Origin of the sequence: Streptomyces sp. NPDC001292 (assembly GCF_042896465.1) — a bacterium.
In the GTDB taxonomy this organism is placed as follows: domain Bacteria; phylum Actinomycetota; class Actinomycetes; order Streptomycetales; family Streptomycetaceae; genus Streptomyces.
Window position 1 is genome coordinate 58941 of the sequence record NZ_JBIAXG010000038.1, and the last position, 21533, is coordinate 80473.

Here is a 21533-nt window from a genome sequence, read left to right on the forward strand (position 1 = left end):
CGCAACACCGCTCAAGTCAAGGAGTTCGGAACCCATGGACGCTGTGACCCAGGTCCCCACCCCCGTCAACGAGCCGGTGCACGGCTACGCCCCCGGCTCGCCCGAGCGTGCCCGTCTGGAGGCCAAGCTCAAGGAGCTGGCCGAGAACCCGATCGACCTGCCCTGCACCATCGACGGTGAGAAGCGCATGGGCGGCGGCGAGTCCTTCGAGGTCGTCCAGCCGCACAACCACAAGGCCGTCCTCGGCACCTACCGCAACGCCACGAAGGCGGACGCCCAGGACGCCATCGACGCCGCACTCGCCGCCGCCCCGGCCTGGCGCGCGATGTCCTTCGACGACCGCGCCGCGATCATCCTGCGCGCCGCCGAGCTGCTGTCCGGCCCGTGGCGCGAGACGATCGCCGCCTCCACGATGCTCGGCCAGTCCAAGACCGCGCAGCAGGCCGAGATCGACAGCCCCTGCGAGCTGGTGGACTTCTGGCGCTTCAACGTCCACTACGCCCGCCAGATCCTCGCCGAGCAGCCCCCGGCCAACTCCCCGGGCGTGTGGAACCGCATGGACCACCGTCCGCTGGAGGGCTTCGTCTACGCGATCACGCCGTTCAACTTCTCGGCGATCGCGGCCAACCTGCCCACCGCCCCGGCCCTCATGGGCAACGTGGTGATCTGGAAGCCGTCCCCGACCCAGACGCACGCCGCCGTGCTGCTCATGAAGCTGCTGGAGGAGGCGGGCCTGCCCAAGGGCGTCATCAACCTCCTCACCGGTGACGGCATCGAGGTCTCCGAGGTCGCCCTGAACCACCGCGACCTGGCCGGCATCCACTTCACCGGTTCGACCAGGACCTTCCAGCACCTGTGGAAGACGGTCGGCAACAACATCGAGAAGTACCGCGCCTACCCGCGCCTGGTCGGCGAGACCGGCGGCAAGGACTTCGTGGTGGCCCACCCGTCGGCCGACCGCGCGGTGCTGAAGACCGCGCTGACCCGCGGTGCCTTCGAGTACCAGGGCCAGAAGTGCAGCGCCACCTCCCGCGCCTACATCCCGGCGTCGATCTGGAACTCCGGCTTCAAGGAGGAGTTCGTCTCCGAGGTCGACTCCCTGACCATGGGTGACGTCACCGATCTGTCGCACTTCATCGGCGCGGTCATCGACGACCGTTCCTTCGCGAAGAACAAGGCGGCGATCGACCGGGCCCAGGAGGACCCGTCCTGCACGATCGTCGCGGGCGGCACCTACGACGACTCGGTCGGCTACTTCGTCCGCCCGACCGTCATCGAGTGCACCGACCCGGAGAACGAGGTCTTCACGACCGAGTACTTCGGCCCGATCCTCGCGGTGTACGTCTACGAGGACGACGCCTACGACGAGATGCTGACCCAGATGGAGTCGGTGTCGGACTACGCCCTGACGGGCTCGGTCGTCGCGGGCGACCGCGCCGCCGCGGCGTACACGATGGAGAAGCTGCGCTACGCGGCCGGCAACTTCTACATCAACGACAAGTCGACCGGCGCCGTGGTCGGCCAGCAGCCCTTCGGCGGCGGCCGTGCCTCCGGCACCAACGACAAGGCCGGCGCCCCGCAGAACCTGATGCGCTGGACCCTGACTCGCGCCATCAAGGAGACCCTGGTCCCGCCGACCGACTACACCTACCCGCACATGGGCTGACGCCCGCGCGGTGACCCCGAACCCCGCCCCCGCTCCGGAATCACCCCTCCGGACCGGGGGCGGTGCCATTCGGGTCAAAGGAAAAGCGCAGGTCAGGGGGGTGCGACCCAATCCACCGTCTCAGATAGTAGGAAGTCCGAGTAATTGTGGAGACAGACGCCCGGTCCTCACTTAGCTTTGTAGGAGCCGAACGCCTCGCTCGACCCAGCGAATGGCGGTCGTGAGCCGGGCCCGTGCAGGACACCCCTGCGGCGGGCTTTCCGCCCCTTCCGGGGGTGCCGCCCACGCCCATTAGGCAGTGGGGGAGTCTCGTCAGTCCTTCTTTTCCGTACTCCGCGTTGCTCGAAGGAGTCGATTCCCATGCCCGAGACGACCGTCCGCCGCCGCGTCCGCCACATCCCCCGCACGAGCGAGTCCGACCGCAAGAACGCCGCCGCCGCCCTCCAGCGCGCCCTCGACCGCCGCGACAACGGCGGACAGACGGGTCACTGAGGCCCAGGAGACCCCCGGGTGTCCGGATCGCGGACGCTCCATGTCATCTCATGGGACGAGGAGTAGGGTGCCGGCATGTCTCGCAGCATCGATCTCGCAGTGATCCCCGGTGACGGAATCGGCCAGGAAGTCGTGGCCGAGGGCCTGAAGGTCCTGCCCGCCGCCCTACCGCAGGATGTGAAGCTGGAGACCAAGGAGTACGACTTCGGCGCCCGGCGCTACCACGCCACCGGGGAGACTCTCACCGACGCCGACCTGGAGCAGCTGGGGCGGCACGATGCCATCCTGCTCGGCGCCATCGGCGATCCGTCGGTGCCCTCCGGCGTCCTGGAGCGCGGCTTCCTGCTCAAGCTCCGCTTCGCCTTCGACCACCACGTCAACCTGCGCCCGAGCAAGCTCCTGCCCGGTGTCGCCACCCCGCTCGCGGGCGACCCGCAGATCGACTTCGTCGTCGTCCGCGAGGGCACCGAGGGCCCGTACACGGGCAACGGCGGCACCATCCGCAAGGGCACCGAGCACGAGGTCGCCACCGAGGTGTCCGTCAACACGGCCTTCGGTGTCGAGCGCGTGGTGCGCGACGCCTTCGCCCGCGCCCAGGCCCGTCCGCGCAAGAAGCTCACGCTGGTCCACAAGAACAACGTGCTGACCTTCGCGGGCCACCTGTGGACGAACATCTTCAACAAGGTGGCCGAGGAGTACCCCGAGGTCACCACCGAGTACATCCACGTCGACGCGGCCACCATCTACCTGGTGACCCAGCCCGAGCGGTTCGACGTCATCGTCACCGACAACCTCTTCGGCGACATCATCACCGACCTCGCCGCCGCCGTCTCCGGCGGCATCGGCGTCGCCGCCTCCGGCAACATCAACCCGAGCGGCGAGTTCCCGTCCATGTTCGAGCCGGTCCATGGCTCGGCCCCGGACATCGCAGGCCAGGGCAAGGCCGACCCCACCGCCACGGTCCTGTCCGTCGCCCTGCTGCTGCGCCACCTCGGCTACGAGTCCGAGGCGACCCGGATCGAGGACGCCGTCTCCGCCGACCTCGCGGAGCGCGGCACGCTGCCCGCGCGTTCCACCGCCGAGATCGGCGACGCGCTCCGCGTACGAGTAGCGGGCTGACCCGGCCGGGCCATTCGAAAACTTCGAAGCCGTCGGGTCGCATCCGCGCCCGGCGGCTTCCCCCTGTCCGCCGCCGGGTGCCACCATCAGTCACTGGGCCGCATTCACCCCGTTTTCTTCCGCCGTCGGCTCCGCGCGATAATCGGACGCGGAGCCGCGGTATGAGGGAATGCTCGGACGTCCAAGCACAGGCCACCGGCCGCACGGGCGTGAGCGCGGCCTGTCACAACAAACTCGGTGAAGGACACTCACTCATGACGACGCCCACGATCGAGCTCAAGCCATCGGCCAACCCGCTCTCCGACGCGGAGCGGGAGGCCATCCTGGCCACCCCCGGATTCGGCCGCCACTTCACCGACCACATGGTGACGATCAGGTGGACGGAGGGCCGGGGCTGGCACGACGGCCAGCTCGTTCCGTACGCGCCGATCTCCCTCGACCCCGCCACGCACGTCCTGCACTACGCGCAGGAGATCTTCGAGGGCCTGAAGGCCTACCGCCAGCCCGACGGCTCGGTCGCCACCTTCCGCCCGGAGAAGAACGCCAAGCGCTTCCAGGCGTCCTCCCGCCGCCTGGCCATGCCCGAGCTGCCCGTCGAGACGTTCATCGAGGCCTGCGACGTCCTGGTCCGCCAGGACAAGGCATGGGTGCCGGCGCACGGCGGCGAGGAGTCCCTGTACCTGCGCCCGTTCATGATCGCCACCGAGGTCGGGCTGGGCGTCAAGCCCGCCAACGAGTACCTGTTCCTCGTGATCGCGTCGCCGGCCGGCGCGTACTTCCCGGGCGGTGTGAAGCCCGTCTCCATCTGGGCCTCCGAGGACCGCGTCCGCGCCGTCCCCGGTGGCATGGGCGACGCCAAGACGGGCGGCAACTACGCGGCCTCGCTGCTCGCCCAGGCCGAGGCCGCCGCCGAGGGCTGCGACCAGGTCTGCTACCTCGACGCCGTGGAGCACAAGTGGGTCGAGGAACTCGGCGGCATGAACCTGTACTTCGTCTACGGCGACAAGATCGTCACTCCTTCCCTGAGCGGTTCGATCCTGGAGGGCGTCACCCGTGACTCGCTGCTGACGGTCGCCCGTGACCTCGGCTACGAGTCCGAGGAGGCCCGCGTCTCCATCGACCAGTGGCAGCGCGACTCCGAGAACGGCACGCTGACGGAGGTCTTCGCCTGCGGCACGGCCGCCGTCATCACTCCGGTCGGCACCGTCAAGCGCGCGGGCGCCGAGTGGCAGCAGTCGGGCGGCGAGCCCGGCGAGGTCACGATGAAGCTGCGCCGGGCCCTGCTGGACATCCAGCGCGGCGTCACCGAGGACAAGCACGGCTGGATGCACGCGCTGGCGTAGGCGCCCGCCCGGCCCTTCGCCTGACCGGCCGCCTCCCGTTCCCCGTCCGCCGGCTTCGCCAACCGGCGGGTGGGGAAAGGCTGTTGGTGGTGTGCGTATCGGCTGCCCCGACAGGACCTGGAGTCCGATGTCGGCTCGAGCCGGTTCCTTTTCGGCCCCGACGCGAGCCGACGGCTGAGGCCGCGGGGCGAGCAGCAGGTGGACCAGGCCGCCGACGGCTCCCGACAGCAGGAAGCAGCTGCAGTCCACGCCGCCGGTCGGGGACAGCAGCGGTCCCTCGTACGACGGCAGGGAAACCGCCGGCAGGCCGACGCCGGCGCCGACCGCCCACGAGACGGTCGCCTGGACGTTCCAGCCGGACCGGTACCAGTAGACGCCGCCCCGGGAGCGCCGGTTGAAGACCTGGAGGGCGTCCGCGTCGTACACCCCGCGGCAGCGGGCGAAGCCGATGAGGGTGATGACCGCCCACGGGGTGCCGATCGCGGTGAGCAGGAGGACGAAGGAGGTCATCGCCGACTGCGCGTCCCAGGCGATGGGGGTACCTCCCTGCTCGAGCGAAGCCGAGAGCTTGGGAGAGGCCGGCGAAGACGCAGGCCGTGGTGGCGACGGCGACCGTGTAGGTGGCCCGGGCGCGGGAGGCGCGCGGCAGGATGGCGTCCAGGCCGAGGCCCATCGAGTACAGCATCAGACCCGCGTTGCCGACCGGGCCCGCGGAGGCGGACAGCAGCAGCGGGATCAGGTACCAGGTGGGGGAGGCGTCCACCAGCGGCCCGGCGTAGTCGAGGGCGGCGCGGGCGCCGTGGGCCGTTCGGGCTGACGCCGAGCGCGGCGTCAGTGAACAGGGTGCCGACCACCGTGCCCACCACGATCGAGCTGAGCGAGGCTCACCAGCCGAGCCCGAACGACGGCGGCAGCCAGCCGGAGATGATCAGGCCGAGACACGGATTGGATCCCAACAGGATCGACACCAGATCGCGTGGCCCGCTGGTCCGTTCCTCCTCGGGGATGGTGCCGACTCCGCGCTGTTCTAACGGCATGGCAGGTCCCCTTCGACCGCCCGAGGGTTAGAGCGACGTTCAAAGAGACGGATGAGCCGCTCACCCATCAACGGTTCCTTTCTTGGATTTTCACGTTTAGAGTGTTGTTCTAATTTGAGGCTCAAGGAGGTGTCGCGGCGTGAGACTGACCCCCACCGAGCGTGACCGGCTTCTGCTGTTCACCGCCGCCGAACTGGCCCGCGCCCGCAGGGCCCGCGGCCTGAGGCTCAACGTGCCGGAGGCCACCGCCCTGATCGTTGACACGGTGTGCGAGGCCGCCCGTGACGGCGCCCGGCTCGCCGAGGCGATCGAGCGCGCCCGCACGGTGCTCGGCCCGGACGACGTCCTGCCCGGCGTGGCGGACGTGGTCACCGAGGTCCACGTCGAGGCCGTCTTCGACGACGGCTCACGGCTCGCGGTGGTCTCCGACCCGATCGCGGGGGGCGGGCTGGGCGAGATGGGTCCGGGCGCGCTGCTGCCGGGACCGGAGCACGCCGAGCCGGAGGTGGCTGTACGGCTCACGGTCACCAACACCGCGTCCGTGCCGGTCTCCGTCACCTCGCACTTCCACTTCTTCGAGGCCAACCCGCGCCTCGACTTCCCGCGCGAGCGGGCCTACGGCATGCGGCTCGCGGTGCCCGCCGGATCGTCCGTGCGGTTCGGACCGGGGGAGAGCGTCGAGGTCGGCCTCGTGCCGATCGGCGGCGAGCGGATCACGATCGGCTTCGCGGGACTCGTCGACGGGCCCCTGGACGCGCCGGGGGCGAAGGAAGACGCCCTGCGCCGGGCTGCCGCCTGTGGATACCTGGGAGCGGACCGATGAGCATCGACCCGTACGCGTACGCAGCCACCCACGGCCCGCGGGCCGGGGACCGCATCCGCCTCGGCGACTCCGGGCTGGTGGTCCGGGTCGAGTCCGACGCGCAGCGGTACGGCGACGAGTTCCTCGCCGGCTTCGGCAAGACCGCCCGGGACGGACTGCACCTCAAGGCGGCGGCGGTCCGCGAGACCTGCGACGTCGTGATCAGCAACGTCGTCGTCATCGACGCCGCGCAGGGCATCCGCAAGGTCTCCATAGGAATCCGCGAGGGCCGGATCCAGTCCATCGGGCGGGCCGGGAACCCCGACACCCTCGACGGCGTCGACGTCGTCGTCGGCACCGGCACCACGATCGTGTCCGGCGAGGGGCTGATCGCCACCGCCGGCGCCGTCGACACCCATGTGCACCTGCTGTCGCCGCGCATCATGGAGGCCTCGCTCGCCTCCGGCGTGACCACCATCATCGGCCAGGAGTTCGGGCCGGTGTGGGGCGTGGGCGTCAACTCGCCGTGGGCGCTGCGCCACGCGTTCGGCGCCTTCGACGCCTGGCCGGTCAACATCGGCTTCCTGGGCCGCGGTTCGTCCTCGCACCCCGCCCCGCTGGTCGAGGCGCTGGCCGAGGGCGGCGCCTCGGGCTTCAAGGTGCACGAGGACATGGGCGCCCACACCCGCGCCCTCGACACGGCCCTGCGGGTCGCCGAGGAGCACGACGTACAAGTCGCGCTGCACAGCGACGGGTTGAACGAGTGCCTGTCCGTCGAGGACACCCTGCGCGCCCTGGAGGGCCGCACGATCCACGCCTTCCACATCGAGGGCTGTGGCGGCGGACACGTGCCCAACGTGCTGAAGATGGCCGGAGTCCCCAACGTCATTGGCTCCTCCACCAACCCCACCCTGCCCTTCGGACGGGACGCGGTCGCCGAGCACTACGGCATGATCGTCTCCGTCCACGACCTCAAGACCGACCTGCCCGGCGACGCCGCCATGGCCCGCGACCGCATCCGCGCCGGGACCATGGGTGCCGAGGACGTGCTGCACGACCTGGGCGCGATCGGCATCACCTCCTCCGACGCCCAGGGCATGGGCCGGGCCGGCGAGACCGTGCGCCGCACGTTCGCCATGGCCGGGAAGATGAAGACCGAGCTGGGCCCGGTCGACGGGGACGGCCCGGACGACGACAACGCGCGCGTCCTGCGCTACATCGCCAAGCTGACGATCAACCCCGCCATCGCGCACGGCCTCTCCCACGAGGTGGGCTCGATCGAGACCGGCAAGCTGGCCGACATCGTGCTGTGGCGCCCCGAGTTCTTCGGCGCCAAGCCGCAACTCGTCCTCAAGGCGGGCTTCCCCGCGTACGGCGTGGTGGGCGACCCCAACGCGGCCACCGACACCTGCGAACCCCTCGTACTGGGCCCGCAGTTCGGTGCGCACGGCGCCACCCCGGCCGAGATCTCGGTCGCGTTCGTCGCCCAGGCCGCCGTCGACCAGGGCCACGACACGATGCCCACCCGGCGGCGCAGGGTCGCCGTGCGCGGCACCCGCGGTATCGGCCCCGCCGACCTGCGCCTCAACTCCCGTACCGGATCCGTGGACGTCGACCAGCGCACCGGCCTGGTCACTCTGGACGGCGACCCGATCCGCTCCGAGCCCGCCGACTCGGTCTCCCTCAACCGCCTGTACTTCCTGTGACCTCCGTGACCTCTGCGAGGACCCCCGACATGAACACCCCCGCCGCCGACGGCTTCCGCATGCCCGCCGAGTGGGCGCCGCACGAGCGCACCTGGATGGCGTGGCCGGGTCCCAACCCGACCTTCGACACCCCCGACGACGTCGCCGCCTCGCGCGCCGCCTGGGCCTCGGTGGCCCGTGCCGTGCGCCGCTTCGAGCCGGTGACGGTGGTCTGCGGCCCCGGCCAGTCGGCCGAGGCCCGCACCCTCCTGGGCGACGGCATCGACACGGTCGAACGCGATCTGGACGACGCCTGGATGCGCGACATCGGACCCACCTTCCTGACCAACGGCACGGGTGGACTCGCCGCCGTCGACTGGACGTTCAACGGCTGGGGGGCCCAGGACTGGGCCCGCTGGGAGCACGACGCGAAGATCGCCGCGTATGTCGCGGACCTCGCGGGCGCGAAGACGTACTCCTCCGCACTCGTCAACGAGGGCGGCGGGATCCACGTCGACGGCGAGGGCACGGTCCTGCTGACCGAGACCGTGCAACTCGGCCCCGAGCGCAACCCGCACTGGACGAAGGAGCAGGTCGAGGCGGAGATCCACGCCCACCTCGGCACCCGCAAGGCGATCTGGCTGCCGCGCGGCCTGACCGGCGACTACCCTCCCCCACTGCCTGAACGGCGTGCGGGGACCCCCATGGGCTACGGCACCCTCGGCCACGTCGACATCGTGGCCGCCTTCGCCCGCCCCGGCGTCGTCGTCGCCCACCACCAGCCGGACCCGGCCCACCCCGACCACGAGGTCACCAAGGAGGTCGTCGGCATCCTGAAGTCGGCCACCGACGCCGCCGGGCGCCCCCTGGAGGTCGTAGAAGTCCCCGCCCCCACCGTCCTGGAGGCCGACGGGCACTGGGCCGACTACTCCTACATCAACCACTACGTCTGCAACGGCGGCGTCGTCCTGTGCGCCTTCGACGACCCGCGCGACGAGCACGCGGCCGGCATCTTCCGCCGGCTCTTCCCCGACCGCACGGTGACCCCGGTCGACGCCCGCGCCATCTTCGCCGGCGGCGGAGGCATCCACTGCATCACCCAGCAGCAGCCGAAGACGGTCGTCAGGTAGAAGACGGTCGGGTAGAACGTACGAGTGAACGTACTGGTCTGCGCGGCCTGCGACCGCCCCCTCACCCAGCCGCCGCGCCCGGAGCACGACGGCCGGAAGGATCCGGACGGCTCGCGGCACGCCCCGCCGACCGTGCCGCCGGGCACGTACGCGGTGGATCCCGAGCCGTGTGGGGCGCCATTCGTGCCGCACCCGGACCCGGAGTGGGTGGGAGCCGCCGTCCCCGGCGTGAGCGTGGCGGACCCCGACGGCCCGGGATTCCTGATGTCGGCCGGGCCGTGCGACACCCTGGTGGCCGGCCCCGAGGACACGGCCGGTTTCCTGTCGTACAACGCAGCCTGCCAGGAGTACGGGTGCTGCGGGACCCCCGGTCGGGAGGGCCCGAACCAGGTGTGCGGCGGGTGCGAAGCGGTGGTGGCGACGCTGTTCAGCGAGTGCTACGGCCCCTACGAGACCCACTTCCTGTCCGTGAGCGCTGCAGAAGGGGTGGTCCCCTAATGAGCACCACCCCGGCGCCCCGCAGGCGTACCCCCGCGCCGCCGCGTGAGGAGGTGCTCGCCGCCGCCATGGAGATGATCGCCGAGCGCGGTCTGGAGCAGCTCACCATGGCGGCGCTCGGCCGTGAGGTCGGGATGAGCAGCGGCCATCTGCTGTACTACTTCCGCTCCAAGGACGAACTGCTGCTGCAGACGCTGGAGTGGAGCGAGAGCCGGCTCGGGGCGGAGCGCGGCCGCCTGCTGACCCGTGCGGCCCCGGTCCGCGAACGGCTCGACGCCTACGTCGACCTGTATGTGCCGGACGGTCACCGCGACCCGCACTGGACGCTGTGGCTGGAGGTCTGGAACCGCTCGCTGAACGCCGGCGAGGACGCCCGCGACCGGCAGGCCGCCATTGAGGGCGCCTGGCACCGGGACCTGGCCGCGCTGGTCGCCGAGGGCGTCTCGCGCGGCGAGTTCCAGCCGGTCGACGCGGACCGCTTCGCCGCGCGGCTGCGCGCCCTGCTCGACGGCTTCTCCATCCAGGTGGCGATCGGGCTGCGCGGCACGGACCGGCCCCAAGTCATGTGCCACGTAAGTGAGTTCCTCGACGACGCCCTGGGCCGGCCGGGGCTCGCGGACGCCTGATCAGCCGCCCGGGTTGTACGTAAACCAGCGCATTGCTGCGGACCGGCCGGTGCGTTTGAATCCGGGGAGTCCTCGGGTGCGGGACCGGGGGAGGACCGGGTTCGGGGGGAACCATGGCCATGGCCGCGCATGTCCGCAGAGCCTTCGGCGCCGCGTCGGCAGCGGGACTGCTGCTCGCTCCCGGCCCGACCGCCGTGGCCGCGCCCCCTCCGCCGCGCGTCGAGCGGGTCAGCACCGCCACCGACGGGAGCGAGCTGACCGCGGCGTCGGGCGGCGGCGTCGTCAGCGGCGACGGCCGGTACGTCGTCTTCTCCTCGGCGGATCCCGAGGGCGGCGTCGACACCCGCCTGTACCTCAAGGACCTGCGCACCGGCAGGCTCACCCAGGTCCCGGAGGACCTGGTCTACACGACGGGGCCGATGCTCAGCGCCGACGGCCGCCGCCTCGCCTACTCCAACGGCAACCGCTACCCCAAGCCGTACGTGTACGACCGCGTCACGGGGCGCACGGAGGTGCTGTGGCCCGAGGAGCCGCCGCAGGACACCTCCTACGAGCTGGGCACTGCGACCGCGATCAGCGCCGACGGCCGGCACGTGGCGTACACCATCGGCAACCGCCACGGCGACAAGTACGCACGCGTGCTCTACGTCCGCGACCTGAACACCGGCACCGACCGGCAGATCTCGCCGCTGCCGGCCGAGGGCGTGATCCTCAACGCCTGGCTCAGCGCCGACGGCCGCACGGTCGCCTACAGCGTGTCGGCCCGCACGGGGCAGGGCACCGAGGGGCGGATCCGCGTCGTCCGCGACGGACACGTCTCCGACATCGGCACCGGCTTCTCGGCCACGCTCGTCCGGCTCTCCGACGACGGCCGCCGCGCCCTGTTCAACGCCACGGCGGCCGACCGGCCGACCACCGCGTACCTCCAGGACCTGCGCACCGGGCGCGTCCGGCAGGCGGCCGACACCGGGGCGGTCGCCGCCGACGGCTCGCTGCGGGACGTGCTGCTGTCCGGCGACGGCGGGCTGGACCTGCTCGCCCTGCCGTCCGGCAGACGGCACCCGGTGGCCCCGGCGGGCGCCACCGCCCTCCCGCGCGCGGTCGACCGCAAGGGCCACGCCGTCGTCTTCTCCTCCCCGGCCGCCGATCTGGTGCCGCACGACACCAACGGCGTTCCGGACGTCTTCCTGCGACGCCTGAACTGACCGCTCCGTTTGGCTGATTCCGGTGCGTTCCCACCGCCCGTCCGGGGCAGTGACGGCTCATGGGACGAGAGCACTGGAAGAAAATCTGGATCGGTTCGGCCGGAAACATGGTGGAGTGGTACGACTGGTTCGTCTACGCCAGCTTCGCCACCTACTTCGCCGGGGCATTCTTCCCGGACGGGAACCCGACCGCCCAGCTCATGAACACCGCGGGCATCTTCGCCGTCGGCTTCTTCATGCGCCCGGTCGGCGGCTGGCTGCTCGGCAGGGTCGGCGACCGCAGGGGCCGCAAGGCGGCCCTGACCCTGACCGTCACCCTCATGTCGGCGTCCGCCGTCCTCATCGCCGTGGCGCCGACCTACGCCGTCGCCGGCTACGGCGGCGCCCTGGTGCTGCTCGCCGCACGCCTGCTCCAAGGACTGTCCGTGGGCGGTGAGTACGCGGCCAGCGCCACCTATCTCACCGAGGCCTCCGCCCCGCGCCACCGCGGCTTCGCCTCCAGCTTCCAGTACGTGTCCATGACCGCCGGTCAGATCCTCGGCCTCGGTCTGCAGATCCTGCTCCAGCGCACCATGTCCGACGACGCCTTGCACAGCTACGGGTGGCGCATCCCGTTCGTGGTCGGCGCGCTCGGCGCGGCCGTGGTCTTCTACCTGCGCCGCAGCATGCTGGAGACCGAGGTGTACCAGGCCGACGCCACCGGCGGCGAGGAGCGCGGCACCCTGCGCGCGCTGGGGCGGCACAAGCGGGAGGCGTTCCTGGTGATCGCCCTGACCATGGGAGGCACCGTGGCGTACTACACGTACACCACGTACCTGACGAAGTACCTGTCCAACTCCGCGGGTCTGCCCAAGCAGACCGCGACCCTGGTCTCCTTCACCGCGCTGATCGTCTTCGCCTGCCTCCAGCCGCTCGCCGGGCGCCTGTCCGACCGGATCGGCCGCCGGCCGCTGCTGATCACCTTCGCCGTCGGCTCGACGGTCCTGACCGTGCCGATCATGACCCTGCTGCGGCGCGCGGACAGCTTCTGGCCGGCGCTCGGGCTGTCCCTGCTGGCCCTGCTCGTGGTCACCGGCTACACCTCGATCAACGCGTGCGTGAAGGCGGAACTGTTCCCCACGAATGTGCGCGCGCTCGGCGTGGCCCTGCCCTACGCCCTCGCCAACGCCCTCTTCGGCGGCACCGCGGAATACGTCGCCCTGTGGTTCAAGAACACCGGTGCGGAGTCCGGATTCTTCTGGTACGTGGCGGCCTGCGCGGCCGTCTCGCTCGTGGTCTACATCACCATGCGGGAGACCAGGGACCTGGATCTGACGCGCGTGAAGGCCGCCAAGGCGTCCAGCCTGACGCCCGCATCCTGAGACGCGATGTCCGAAGGGGGCGGGGCTGTGCCAGACTGCCCCCGTGCTCTCGTCCGCCATGATTATTGGCAGCAGGCGCGCCGGTCCGCAGTGACCGCCACGTACGACCAGGTACGGGCGGCCACCGTCGTCCTCGACCCGCGCGCAGACCTCTCGCACCCGCGAGAGGTCTTTCGTTTTCCTGGCCCACCCACAGCCGGGAGCGCTGCGCGAGGGACTATTGGGGGGACGGTGGAGCCGGTCATTGACGGCAAGACCGAGATTGCAAACAGGAGCCTTGAGACCATGACCGCAACCAGCCAACTCGACGATTCGTTCCACGTCTTCGACACCACCCTGCGCGACGGCGCCCAGCGTGAGGGGATCAACCTCACGGTCGCCGACAAGCTGGCCATCGCTCGGCACCTGGACGACTTCGGCGTGGGCTTCATCGAGGGTGGCTGGCCCGGCGCGAACCCGCGGGACACCGAGTTCTTCGCCCGCGCCCGGCAGGAGATCCACTTCCGGCACGCCCAGCTCGTCGCCTTCGGGGCGACCCGCCGGGCCGGCGCCAAGGCGGCGGACGACCCCCAGGTCAGGGCGCTGCTGGACTCCGGCGCCGAGGTGATCACCCTGGTCGCCAAGTCGCACGACCGGCACGTGGAACTGGCGCTGCGCACCACGTTGGAGGAGAACCTGGAGATGGTCCGCGACACCGTCTCCCACCTGTGCGCCGAGGGCCGCCGGGTCTTCGTCGACTGCGAGCACTTCTTCGACGGCTACCGCGCCAATCCCCAATACGCCAAGGCTGTCGTCCGCACCGCCGCGGAGGCCGGCGCGGACGTGGTGATCCTCTGCGACACCAACGGCGGCATGCTGCCCGCCCAGGTCCAGGCGGTCGTCTCGACCGTTCTCGCGGACACCGGCGCCCGCCTCGGCATCCACGCCCAGGACGACACCGGCTGCGCGGTCGCCAACACGCTCGCGGCCGTCGACGCCGGCGCCACCCACGTACAGTGCACGGCCAACGGCTACGGCGAGCGGGTCGGCAACGCCAACCTCTTCCCGGTGGTCGCGGCCCTGGAGCTGAAGTACGGCAAGCGGGTGCTGCCCGAGGGCCGGCTGCGCGAGATGACCCGCATCTCGCACGCCATCGCCGAGGTCGTCAACCTCACGCCCTCCACCCACCAGCCCTATGTGGGTGTTTCCGCCTTCGCCCACAAGGCCGGTCTGCACGCCTCCGCCATCAAGGTCGACCCGGACCTGTACCAGCACATCGACCCCGAGCAGGTCGGCAACACCATGCGCATGCTGGTCTCCGACATGGCCGGCCGCGCCTCCATCGAGCTCAAGGGCAAGGAACTCGGCATCGATCTCGGCGGCGACCGCGAACTGGTCGGCCGCGTGGTCGAGCGGGTCAAGGAGCGCGAGCTCAAGGGCTACACCTACGAGGCGGCCGACGCGAGCTTCGAACTGCTGCTGCGCGCCGAGGCCGAGGGCAGGCCGCTGACGTACTTCGACGTCGAGTCCTGGCGGGCCATCGTCGAGGACCGCCCCGACGGCACCCACGCCAACGAGGCCACGGTGAAGCTGTGGGCCAAGAGCGAGCGCATCGTCGCCACCGCCGAGGGCAACGGCCCGGTCAACGCCCTCGACCGCGCCCTGCGCGTGGCCCTGGAGAAGATCTACCCCGAGCTCGCCTCCCTCGGCCTGGTCGACTACAAGGTCCGCATCCTGGAGGGCAAGCACGGCACCTCCTCCACCACCCGCGTCCTGATCTCCACCTCGGACGGCCAGGGCGAGTGGTCCACGGTGGGCGTGGCCGACAACGTGATCGCGGCCTCCTGGCAGGCGCTGGAGGACGCGTACACCTACGGCCTGCTGCGCGCCGGCGTGGAACCGGCGCAGTAGCCGAACGGACGCCCGGGGCCGCCGTCCGCCGCCCGCCACGGCACAGTGGAGACATGGACGCGGACGACGACGGCTCTCCGGACGACGGTCCTCTGGCCGGGGGACGGGTCACGACCAGGCTGCCGGCCCGGGACCTGGAGCGGGCACGGCGCTTCTACGCCGACAAGCTGGGGCTGCGGCCCGTCGAGGAACGGCCGGGCGGGCTGCTGTACCGGTGCGGGGAGACCTGCTTCGTGGTCTTCCTCTCCACCGGGGCCTCGCCCGGCACGTTCACCCAGATGGCGTGGGAGGTCGACGACATCGAGGCGGCCGTGTCGCGGCTGCGGCGGCGCGGTGTCGTCTTCGAGGAGGTCGGCAGGCCCGGCTTCCGTACGAAGGACGGGATCGCCGAGATCGAGGGGAACTACCCGAGCAAGGGCGCACGCGGGGAGCGCGGCGCCTGGTTCCGGGACAGCGAGGGGAACCTGCTGGGCATCGGCCAGCCGACGCGGTAGCCGGCGCGTCGGCGTGCCCCCGTCAGGGAGCGCGCCAGATGTTGTCGAAGGCCGCGTTCTCGATGCGCCGCCGCTGCCGGACGGCCTCCAGCTCCGTCACCGCGTCGTTGACGGTGGCCAGCACGGTGACCAGGGCGTCGTCGTCCGGGGCGGTGAGCGGGGCGCCCGGCTCGGCCTCGATGCCCACGGCGGCCGCGAGCCCGGCGATGACGGGATCGCGGGAGGCCCAGCGCTCGACAGCCTCGCGCCGCGCCGGTGTGTCGGCGGGCGCCTTACGGTCGCCGCGCACGGGCATCCAGCGGTGCCGCCGCCCGGTGAGCTGCCCCTCCGCGTCCAGGGCGTCGATGTAGGCCACGGCCAGGCCCTCGCCGCGGCGCCACAGCCAGTCCTCGACGGACTCGTACGGCGGCCGCTCCTTCAGCGACGCCGCCGCCCGGTCCAGGAGGCGGTTCCCGGTGTCCCGTCGGGGGAGCGGCACGATGCGGTCGCCGTCCAGGCCGGCGGCCCCGGCGGCGAGAAGGTCGGCCAGTTCGGCGCCCGCCAGCGCGAGCGACAGGTCGCCCTGCTCGACGGGGCGCTCGGACGGCACGTCCATGCTGACGATCAACAGGTCCCGAGGTGTGGTCATGCCGGCGCTCCTGGTCGGGGTGGTCATGTCGGGCACGGGGACACCCCGACGATACGTCCGCGGGCAGCCGCCGACCCGGCTCCGCGACCGGTGTCCGGCCGGCGGGGCGGCGTTACTGCAACCGGCCACTTCTGGTTCGCCGCGCCGGTGCACGACCAGATCTGCGCGCGAGCCCCGCTGGCCGAGGAGTTGTCGGTCACGTCGACGCTGGGGCGTGCCGCGCGGGCGCGCGGGACGCCCCCACTCCGTGCACAGCCACCTTCGAACGACCGGTTTCGTCCGGCTTCGGGTAGCTTCGAAGCATGAAGGTCGTCGCCCCGGCCCGAGCCTTTCTCCGCCCGCTGCTCACCCTCGCGCCCGCCGTCGCGGCCGCCGTGGTGGTCGCGGTGCCGCCCTCCGTCGCGGCGGTCGGGCCGACGGGCGCCGGGACGACGACGGCCGGAGTCACCCGGTCCGCAGCCGCACCGGCCGTGAACGTCCTGCCGGACCGCGTCCTCCGGGTGACGGCGCCGGGCGGCGTGCCGCGGGCCGCGGCGGCCACCAGTGTCTCCACGATCGCCCAAGCGCTCCGCAAGAGCCCGGTCTACGTCGACCCGGCCGCGTCCGCCCAACTGTCGCCCGCCGACGCCGCCGCGCTCACCCGGCGGATCAAGGACGCAGGAAAGCCCCTGTTCATCGCCGTCCTGCCGGCGAACTACCCGACGCAGAACCTGTTCGCCGAGCTGCGCACGGCCACCGGCATCACCGGCGCCTACGCCGTCCGCCTCGGCGACCGGTTCGACGCCCGCGCCGACTCCTCGGTGCTGTCGCGCACCGCCGTGCGCAATCTCGTCACCAGCGTCCAGGGCGAGAACGCCAGGACCCAGCTCACCGACTTCACCGACCGGGCCCTGGCCAACATGGGCGGCTCGGCGCCCTCCACCTGGGGCGACACCGGGCATGGCGGCACGGTCTCCAACACGGCGCTGATCACCGCTGGCGCGGTTCTGGTGGCGGGCGGTGTGGGCGCGTACGCCCTCGTCCGGCGCGGCAGGAGCCGCCGGGAGGCCGAGCAGCGGGCCGCGCTGGAGAAGCTGCGGGTCGTCGTCGACGAGGACATCACCGCCTTCGGCGAGGAGCTGGACCGCCTCGACTTCCATCCGGCGGAGGCCGGCGCGGACGACGCCATGCGCGCGGACTACGAGCGCGCGCTGGACGCCTACGAGCAGGCCAAGCAGTACATGGCCGACGCCCGCAGGCCGCAGGACGTGCGGGCGGTGACCCAGGCCCTGGAGGACGGGCGGTTCTCGCTCGTCCAGCTCGCCGCGCGCCGCGAGGGCCGCCCGCTGCCCGAGCGCAGGCCGCCCTGCTTCTTCGACCCGCGCCACGGTCCCTCGGTCACCGACGCCACCTGGACGCCCTCGGGCGGGTCACCCCGTCAGGTCCCGGTGTGCGCCGCCGACCAGGCCCGCCTGGCCGACGGCCGCGACCCGCACGTCCGCGAGGTCGACACCGAGGGGGGCCGCCGCCCCTACTGGGACGCCGGCCCCGCGTACGGTCCCTGGGCGGGCGGCTACTTCGGCGGCGGCCTCCTGCCCGGACTCCTGGTCGGCACGCTGCTCGGCAGCATGATGGCCACCCCGTCGTACGCGGCCGACTACGGAACCGGCTACGGCGACTTCGGCGCGTACGGCGGCTACCAGGGCGGCGACCTGTCCGGTGCGGACTTCGACCCGGGTGACTTCAGCGGCGGCTTCGGCGACGGCGGGGAAGGCGACTTCGGTGGGGGAGGCGGCGACTTCGGGGGCGGGTTCTGAGCCCGGCTCAGGCGTTCTTGACGGCCGAGATGTCGAAGTTCAGCTTGATCTTGTCGGACACCAGGACGCCACCGGTCTCCAGGGCCGCGTTCCAGGTCAGGCCCCACTCCGAGCGCAGGATCTCGGCCTTGCCCTCGAAGCCGACGCGCTCGTTGCCGAACGGGTCCTTCGCGGCGCCGTTGAACTCCAGGTCGATGGTGAGAGGCTTGGTGACGCCGAGGATGGTCAGGTCGCCGGTGATGCGGTAGTCGTCGCCGCCCAGGGCCTCCGCCTTGGTGGAGCGGAAGGTCATCTGCGGGAACTCCTCGGTCCTGAAGAAGTCCGCGCTCTTCAGGTGGCCGTCGCGGTCCGCGGAACCCGTGTCGATGCTGTCCATCTTGACGTCGATGGACGCGGTGGAAGCGGCGGGGTCGGTGCCGTCCAGGTGCAGGATGCCGGTGAAGTCGTTGAACTTGCCCTTGACGTTCGTGACCATGGCGTGCCGCGCGACGAAGCCGAGCGTGGAGTGGGCCGGGTCGATCGTGTAGTCGCCGGTGAGCGCGGCCAGGTCCGGGTTCACGGCGGCGGGGGCGGCGGTGGTGTCGACGGTGTCGTTCTTGCGGCCGAAGATGCCCATGAGGTGCTCCTTGAGGACGGTGGGTCGCTCGGCGCGGAGACAGGGCGCCGAGTAAGTTGAACTTTCAACGAAGTGAACGAGTACGACCTTAGACCTATTCCGTTCGATTTTCAACATCATCCGGCACGTGTTTGCCGGGTCGCGCACGGTAATCGCTCACGCCCTCTGGCGGACGCGCGTAGACCTCGGGCACTATCTCCCTGCACCACCTGCACAGCCGCCCCACATGAGCACGGCCGACAGCAGGAAGGTTCCCCCATGAAGACCACGAAGGTCAGCAAGCTCACCAAGGCCCGCGCGGCGGTCACCGCCCTCGCCCTCGTCGTCGCCCCCGGCGTCGCGGTCATCGGCACCGCCACCGAGGCCTCCGCCGCCACCAAGATCAGCCACGCCACCGCGACCCAGATGTTCCGCGACGTGGGCATCACCTGGTCCTCCTCCGGCAACTGCTCCGACCGGTACAACTCGACCTGCACGTCCTTCGAGCAGCTCAACCTGGACACCGCGAAAGGGGCCCAGACCCTCAAGAAGGCCAGCGGCTGCGCCCTCAACATCACCGGCGGCACGGAGGTCGGTCACGCCTCCGGTACCTACTCCCACTGGAACGGCTACAAGCTCGACTACAGCAAGTACACCTGCGTGACCAACTACATCAAGACCTACTTCAGCTACATCGGCCTGCGCGGCGACGGCGCCCCGCAGTGGAAGTCGGGATCCGGCAACATCTACGCCGACGAGGGCAACCACTGGGACGTCCTGTACTACAACTGCGGCGGCTGCTGACCCGCCGTCGTCACACCCCGGACGGCGGCTACGCTCTGTGCGAGCCCGCCGCCGTCCGGGTCTGCGCGTCACTCCAGCGAGGGCATGTGCCGTCTCCGAATGCGAGCAGGCTCCCGTGCCCCCAATTTGTGACATCTCCACAATGCGGAAGCCCTCTGAGCAGTTGGAAGGGCTGCAAGCCGCCATGGTTCTGTTCAGTGGCACCAGGAAAACGGGCCGGAGACTGTACGGAGTCAACGGCCCGCTTTCCTCGGTCCCCTTCGTAAGGTCGCTACATGACCGTTTTGGAAGAGACGACGGGTGAGCCGACGGACGCGCGCGGGCGGGTCGCCGAACTGCACGGCATCCGTGCGCAGGCGGTGGCGGGCCCCAGCGAGAAGGCGACCGCGGCACAGCACGCCAAGGGCAAGCTGACCGCGCGGGAGCGGATCGAACTGCTCCTGGACCCGGGCTCCTTCCAGGAGGTCGAGCAGCTGCGCCGGCACCGGGCGAGCGGGTTCGGTCTCGAGGCCAAGAAGCCGTACACCGACGGTGTGATCACCGGCTGGGGCACTGTGGAGGGCCGTACGGTCTTCGTCTACGCCCACGACTTCCGCATCTTCGGCGGCGCGCTGGGCGAGGCCCACGCCACGAAGATCCACAAAATCATGGACATGGCCATCGCGGCCGGTGCCCCGCTGGTCTCCCTCAACGACGGTGCCGGCGCCCGGATCCAGGAGGGCGTCTCCGCCCTGGCCGGCTACGGCGGCATCTTCCAGCGCAACACCAAGGCCTCCGGGGTCATCCCGCAGATCAGCGTGATGCTCGGCCCGTGCGCCGGCGGCGCCGCCTACAGCCCCGCGCTCACGGACTTCGTGTTCATGGTCCGTGAGACCTCGCAGATGTTCATCACCGGCCCGGACGTGGTCAAGGCGGTCACCGGCGAGGAGATCACCCAGAACGGCCTGGGCGGCGCGGACGTGCACGCCGAGACCTCCGGTGTGTGTCACTTCGCCTACGACGACGAGGAGACGTGCATCGCCGAGGTGCGCTACCTCCTGTCCCTGCTCCCGCAGAATAACCGGGAGAACCCGCCGCGAGTGGAGTCGGCCGACCCGGTCGACCGCCGCTCCGACGTCCTGCTCGACCTGGTCCCGGCCGACGGCAACCGGCCCTACGACATGGCCAAGGTCATCGAGGAGATCGTCGACGACGGTGAGTACCTGGAGGTCCACGAGCGCTGGGCGCGGAACATCATCTGCGCGCTGGCCCGTCTGGACGGCCAGGCCGTCGGCATCATCGCCAACCAACCCCAGGTGCTGGCGGGTGTCCTGGACATCGAGGCCAGCGAGAAGGCCGCCCGCTTCGTGCAGATGTGCGACGCCTTCAACATCCCGATCGTCACTCTTCTGGACGTACCCGGCTTCCTGCCCGGCGTCGACCAGGAGCACGGTGGAATCATCCGGCACGGCGCCAAGCTGCTCTACGCCTACTGCAACGCCACCGTGCCGAGGATCTCGCTGATCCTGCGCAAGGCGTACGGAGGTGCTTACATCGTCATGGACAGCCAGTCCATCGGGGCCGACCTCACCTACGCCTGGCCGACGAACGAGATCGCCGTGATGGGCGCCGAGGGCGCGGCCAACGTCATCTTCCGCCGCCAGATCGCCGGGGCCGAGGACCCCGACGCCATGCGGCAGAAGATGGTCAAGGAGTACAAGGCCGAGCTGATGCACCCCTACTACGCGGCCGAGCGCGGCCTGGTCGACGACGTCATCGACCCGGCGGAGACCCGCGAGGTCCTGGTGAAGTCCCTGGCGATGCTGCACTCGAAGCACGCCGACCTGCCCTCCCGCAAGCACGGCAACCCCCCGCAGTAATCCAGCGGACGCACCGCGGACATCCCGCGGGCCCCTCAGCCACGGAGACTGACACTCATGGACAACGTAGACATCCGCGTCGAGAAGGGCCACGCCGAGCCCGAGGAGGTGGCCGCCATCACGGCCGTCCTCCTGGCCCGCGCCGCGGCCCGCCCCGCCGACACGACCCCGGCCCACCGCGGCCGTGCCAAGGCCGGCTGGCGTCGGCTGGAGCGCGAGAGCGGCTTCCGCGCCCCGCACAGCTGGCACGGCTAGGCCGGCCGCCGGTCAAGCCGGTCGCCCATGACGGAAGAGGGCCCCTCCAAGCAGAGGGGCCCTCTTCCGTTGTGCTCGCACCCGCCGGGGAAAAAGCAGGCGGCCCTTCCCTTGCGGGAGGGCCGCCTGCTCGTTCGTCCTGAGTGCTAGCGGAGCCGGGCCATGAGGGCGTGTTCCACCAGGGTGATGAGGGTGGACTTGGCGTCGGCGCGGTGCCGGGCGTCGGTGGTGATGATGGGTGCGTCGGG

General features: G+C 71.1%; 19 protein-coding genes and 2 pseudogenes. 17 read left to right on the plus strand and 4 right to left on the minus strand.

Going from position 1 to position 21533, the window contains the following annotated elements; all coding sequences use genetic code 11:
- Positions 1–34 precede the first annotated feature (34 nt).
- The 4 genes from pruA (at position 35) to ACFY4A_RS31700 (ending at position 4620) form a co-directional block, all read left to right on the plus strand.
- Positions 35–1666, plus strand: a complete 1632-nt coding sequence (pruA, locus tag ACFY4A_RS31685) for an L-glutamate gamma-semialdehyde dehydrogenase (RefSeq protein ID WP_390832759.1) — start codon at positions 35–37, stop codon at positions 1664–1666.
- Positions 1667–2026: 360 nt separating this feature from the next.
- Positions 2027–2158: a hypothetical protein gene (locus ACFY4A_RS31690; RefSeq protein WP_141358068.1), complete on the plus strand. Its 132-nt coding sequence runs from the start codon at positions 2027–2029 to the stop codon at positions 2156–2158.
- A 75-nt stretch (positions 2159–2233) separates the two neighbouring features.
- Positions 2234–3277 carry a 3-isopropylmalate dehydrogenase gene (locus ACFY4A_RS31695; protein ID WP_390832760.1) on the plus strand — a complete coding sequence of 348 codons (1044 nt, stop codon included), beginning with the start codon at positions 2234–2236 and terminating at the stop codon, positions 3275–3277.
- Between the two features lie 254 nt (positions 3278–3531).
- Complete coding sequence (locus ACFY4A_RS31700) at positions 3532–4620, plus strand: branched-chain amino acid aminotransferase (protein ID WP_390832761.1); 1089 nt, start codon at positions 3532–3534, stop codon at positions 4618–4620.
- Between the two features lie 141 nt (positions 4621–4761).
- Here ACFY4A_RS31700 and ACFY4A_RS31705 read toward each other — a convergent pair.
- Positions 4762–5657, minus strand: a pseudogene (locus ACFY4A_RS31705) (cytosine permease); the annotation flags it as partial.
- 139 nt (positions 5658–5796) lie between these two features.
- On the opposite strand from ACFY4A_RS31705, the gene ureA reads away from it, so the two are divergent.
- From ureA to ACFY4A_RS31750, 9 genes are all read left to right on the plus strand, one after another.
- On the plus strand, positions 5797–6480 hold the full coding sequence (gene ureA, locus ACFY4A_RS31710; protein WP_390832762.1) for an urease subunit gamma: 684 nt from the start codon (positions 5797–5799) through the stop codon (positions 6478–6480).
- Positions 6477–8165 (plus strand): urease subunit alpha, encoded by a 1689-nt coding sequence (locus tag ACFY4A_RS31715; protein ID WP_390832763.1) that lies wholly within the window; start codon positions 6477–6479, stop codon positions 8163–8165. The genes ureA and ACFY4A_RS31715 overlap by 4 nt, the downstream gene beginning before the upstream one ends.
- 29 nt (positions 8166–8194) lie before the next feature.
- Entirely contained in the window at positions 8195–9274 is a 1080-nt protein-coding gene (locus ACFY4A_RS31720) for an agmatine/peptidylarginine deiminase (RefSeq protein ID WP_390832764.1), read from the plus strand.
- Between the two features lie 24 nt (positions 9275–9298).
- On the plus strand, positions 9299–9772 hold the full coding sequence (locus ACFY4A_RS31725; RefSeq protein WP_390832765.1) for a hypothetical protein: 474 nt from the start codon (positions 9299–9301) through the stop codon (positions 9770–9772).
- On the plus strand, positions 9772–10398 hold the full coding sequence (locus ACFY4A_RS31730) for a TetR/AcrR family transcriptional regulator (RefSeq protein WP_390832766.1): 627 nt from the start codon (positions 9772–9774) through the stop codon (positions 10396–10398). The genes ACFY4A_RS31725 and ACFY4A_RS31730 overlap by 1 nt, the downstream gene beginning before the upstream one ends.
- Positions 10399–10517: 119 nt before the next feature.
- A complete protein-coding gene (locus ACFY4A_RS31735; RefSeq protein ID WP_390832767.1) occupies positions 10518–11603 on the plus strand; it encodes a TolB family protein in 1086 nt (361 codons plus the stop codon).
- A gap of 59 nt (positions 11604–11662) precedes the next feature.
- Positions 11663–12964, plus strand: a complete 1302-nt coding sequence (locus ACFY4A_RS31740) for an MFS transporter (protein ID WP_390832768.1) — start codon at positions 11663–11665, stop codon at positions 12962–12964.
- A gap of 285 nt (positions 12965–13249) precedes the next feature.
- Positions 13250–14854, plus strand: a complete 1605-nt coding sequence (gene cimA, locus ACFY4A_RS31745) for a citramalate synthase (RefSeq protein WP_390832769.1) — start codon at positions 13250–13252, stop codon at positions 14852–14854.
- A 53-nt stretch (positions 14855–14907) separates the two neighbouring features.
- Positions 14908–15348 (plus strand): VOC family protein, encoded by a 441-nt coding sequence (locus ACFY4A_RS31750; RefSeq protein ID WP_390832770.1) that lies wholly within the window; start codon positions 14908–14910, stop codon positions 15346–15348.
- A 22-nt stretch (positions 15349–15370) separates the two neighbouring features.
- On the opposite strand, the gene ACFY4A_RS31755 is transcribed toward ACFY4A_RS31750, so the two are convergent.
- Entirely contained in the window at positions 15371–15976 is a 606-nt protein-coding gene (locus tag ACFY4A_RS31755; RefSeq protein WP_390832771.1) for a GPP34 family phosphoprotein, read from the minus strand.
- 302 nt (positions 15977–16278) lie between these two features.
- Between ACFY4A_RS31755 and ACFY4A_RS31760 the strand changes: the two genes are divergently transcribed.
- The gene (locus tag ACFY4A_RS31760; RefSeq protein WP_390832772.1) at positions 16279–17772 is read left to right on the plus strand and encodes a hypothetical protein; all 1494 of its coding nucleotides are present in this window, start codon (positions 16279–16281) and stop codon (positions 17770–17772) included.
- Between the two features lie 7 nt (positions 17773–17779).
- Here the strand turns inward: ACFY4A_RS31760 and ACFY4A_RS31765 are convergent, their stop codons facing one another.
- Positions 17780–18388, minus strand: coding sequence for a YceI family protein (locus ACFY4A_RS31765; RefSeq protein ID WP_390832773.1), 609 nt, complete (start codon positions 18386–18388; stop codon positions 17780–17782).
- A gap of 258 nt (positions 18389–18646) precedes the next feature.
- Between ACFY4A_RS31765 and ACFY4A_RS31770 the strand changes: the two genes are divergently transcribed.
- From ACFY4A_RS31770 to ACFY4A_RS31780, 3 genes are all read left to right on the plus strand, one after another.
- Positions 18647–19171 carry a hypothetical protein gene (locus ACFY4A_RS31770; RefSeq protein ID WP_390832774.1) on the plus strand — a complete coding sequence of 175 codons (525 nt, stop codon included), beginning with the start codon at positions 18647–18649 and terminating at the stop codon, positions 19169–19171.
- A 275-nt stretch (positions 19172–19446) separates the two neighbouring features.
- Entirely contained in the window at positions 19447–21030 is a 1584-nt protein-coding gene (locus ACFY4A_RS31775; protein ID WP_390832775.1) for an acyl-CoA carboxylase subunit beta, read from the plus strand.
- A 57-nt stretch (positions 21031–21087) separates the two neighbouring features.
- Positions 21088–21285 (plus strand): acyl-CoA carboxylase subunit epsilon, encoded by a 198-nt coding sequence (locus ACFY4A_RS31780; RefSeq protein WP_390832776.1) that lies wholly within the window; start codon positions 21088–21090, stop codon positions 21283–21285.
- Between the two features lie 146 nt (positions 21286–21431).
- On the opposite strand, the pseudogene ACFY4A_RS31785 reads toward ACFY4A_RS31780, so the two are convergent.
- Positions 21432–21533 (minus strand): annotated as a pseudogene (locus ACFY4A_RS31785) (ATP-binding protein); the annotation flags it as partial.

Excerpts from the sequence above, each read along its gene's own strand:
- pruA (WP_390832759.1), top strand. The coding sequence starts at position 35 with ATGGACGCTGTGACCCAGGTCCCCACCCCCGTCAACGAGCCGGTGCAC.
- ACFY4A_RS31690 (WP_141358068.1), top strand. The coding sequence starts at position 2,027 with ATGCCCGAGACGACCGTCCGCCGCCGCGTCCGCCACATCCCCCGCACG.
- ACFY4A_RS31695 (WP_390832760.1), top strand. The coding sequence starts at position 2,234 with ATGTCTCGCAGCATCGATCTCGCAGTGATCCCCGGTGACGGAATCGGC.
- ACFY4A_RS31700 (WP_390832761.1), top strand. The coding sequence starts at position 3,532 with ATGACGACGCCCACGATCGAGCTCAAGCCATCGGCCAACCCGCTCTCC.
- ACFY4A_RS31715 (WP_390832763.1), top strand. The coding sequence starts at position 6,477 with ATGAGCATCGACCCGTACGCGTACGCAGCCACCCACGGCCCGCGGGCC.
- ACFY4A_RS31720 (WP_390832764.1), top strand. The coding sequence starts at position 8,195 with ATGAACACCCCCGCCGCCGACGGCTTCCGCATGCCCGCCGAGTGGGCG.
- ACFY4A_RS31730 (WP_390832766.1), top strand. The coding sequence starts at position 9,772 with ATGAGCACCACCCCGGCGCCCCGCAGGCGTACCCCCGCGCCGCCGCGT.
- ACFY4A_RS31735 (WP_390832767.1), top strand. The coding sequence starts at position 10,518 with ATGGCCGCGCATGTCCGCAGAGCCTTCGGCGCCGCGTCGGCAGCGGGA.
- ACFY4A_RS31740 (WP_390832768.1), top strand. The coding sequence starts at position 11,663 with ATGGGACGAGAGCACTGGAAGAAAATCTGGATCGGTTCGGCCGGAAAC.
- cimA (WP_390832769.1), top strand. The coding sequence starts at position 13,250 with ATGACCGCAACCAGCCAACTCGACGATTCGTTCCACGTCTTCGACACC.
- ACFY4A_RS31750 (WP_390832770.1), top strand. The coding sequence starts at position 14,908 with ATGGACGCGGACGACGACGGCTCTCCGGACGACGGTCCTCTGGCCGGG.
- ACFY4A_RS31755 (WP_390832771.1), bottom strand. The coding sequence starts at position 15,976 with ATGACCACACCTCGGGACCTGTTGATCGTCAGCATGGACGTGCCGTCC.
- ACFY4A_RS31760 (WP_390832772.1), top strand. The coding sequence starts at position 16,279 with ATGAAGGTCGTCGCCCCGGCCCGAGCCTTTCTCCGCCCGCTGCTCACC.
- ACFY4A_RS31765 (WP_390832773.1), bottom strand. The coding sequence starts at position 18,388 with ATGGGCATCTTCGGCCGCAAGAACGACACCGTCGACACCACCGCCGCC.
- ACFY4A_RS31770 (WP_390832774.1), top strand. The coding sequence starts at position 18,647 with ATGAAGACCACGAAGGTCAGCAAGCTCACCAAGGCCCGCGCGGCGGTC.
- ACFY4A_RS31775 (WP_390832775.1), top strand. The coding sequence starts at position 19,447 with ATGACCGTTTTGGAAGAGACGACGGGTGAGCCGACGGACGCGCGCGGG.
- ACFY4A_RS31780 (WP_390832776.1), top strand. The coding sequence starts at position 21,088 with ATGGACAACGTAGACATCCGCGTCGAGAAGGGCCACGCCGAGCCCGAG.